The organism is Kitasatospora sp. NPDC007106 (assembly GCF_040634455.1).
In the GTDB taxonomy this organism is placed as follows: Bacteria; Actinomycetota; Actinomycetes; order Streptomycetales; family Streptomycetaceae; genus Kitasatospora; species Kitasatospora arboriphila.
This window is the reverse complement of sequence record NZ_JBEYFP010001435.1, coordinates 1-1,077: the sequence shown is the minus strand read 5'-3', so window position 1 is coordinate 1,077 and position 1,077 is coordinate 1. Positions and strand designations below refer to the sequence as shown.

Annotated in this window: 1 protein-coding gene; it reads right to left on the bottom strand. The window is 72.0% G+C overall.

Annotated elements, in window-relative coordinates; genetic code table 11:
- Window positions 1–124: 124 nt before the first annotated feature.
- Window positions 125–1,077 (bottom strand): hypothetical protein (locus tag ABZ641_RS39085; protein WP_359989477.1); only part of this gene is annotated, 953 nt, incomplete at its 5' end.

The window sequence follows — 1,077 nt, the reverse complement described above, 5'->3', positions numbered from 1 at the left end:
CGTCCGGCGTACCGCAGGCGGACCAGTGCTGCGAGGTCCTCCCGGCAGGACGGGCAGCGCAGGCTCTCCGCGTCCGCGGGCACCGCGCACTGCGGGCACGGCACCTCGATGGGCGGTACGGCCGTCATCGGGGATCGACCTCCTCGGGGCGGACCGGCCCGACCTGCTCCGGCATGCTGTCGTTGCCCATCTCGCGCTGCGCCTGCGCGTACAGGCCCAGCAGCGCCGAGTTGTGACGGTTCGCCGCCTCCATGTTGGCCGACTCCACGGCGGAGTCGAGCCCGCGCAGCTCCGCCAGGATCCGCTGGCCGAGCGCCGCCGACACCATGTTCTGGCTGACGTAGATGTTGCACATCGTCAGCATCCGGAAGGTGTGGCCCAGCGAGTCGCACAGCTCGTCCGCGGCGGCGGCGGCCGCCATCGCACCGTCCCAGTCCGCGGCCTCGCGGCGTTGCCGCAGCTCGGCCGCGACCGCCCGCAGCCGGCCCAGGTCGCCCACGTCCAGGTGCTTCTCGCAGTACAGGATGAACAGGCTCAGGTACGCCTCGGTGCTGCGCACCCAGCGCTGCGCGTTCAGCAGGAACTGCGCCCGCTCCAGCGCCGCGTCCACCGACTCGCCGCCCGTCCGGCCGCCGGCCATGTCGTCGAGGGTGTCCATCATCCGCTGCGTCTCGCGCAGTTCGGCCTCGGTCAGCTCGTTCGCCCAGCGGTCGGTGAAGTTCTCGATCTGCCGCTGCTGCTCCTCGACCTGGACCTTGCGCTCCGGGTCGAGCTGGTTGTGGCTGAACTTGACCGTCCGCTGCTCGCCGCCCTGGATCCGCACCGACAGGGTGATCGTGCGGTCGCTGTCGAGGCCGAACGACACCTCGACCGGGATCCGGCCGCCCAGCCCGGCGGGCAGCCGCAGGGTGACGTGGCCCATCAGCTCGTTCTGCTGGGCGATCGGCTGCTCGCCCTCGTACACGGCCACTTCGAGGCGCTGCTGCCCGCCGCCGGAGTTGTCGAGCACGACGACCTCGCGGGCACCGGCCTCGATCAGCTGGTCGACGACGGTGGAGCCGATGGTGCCGGCGCCTC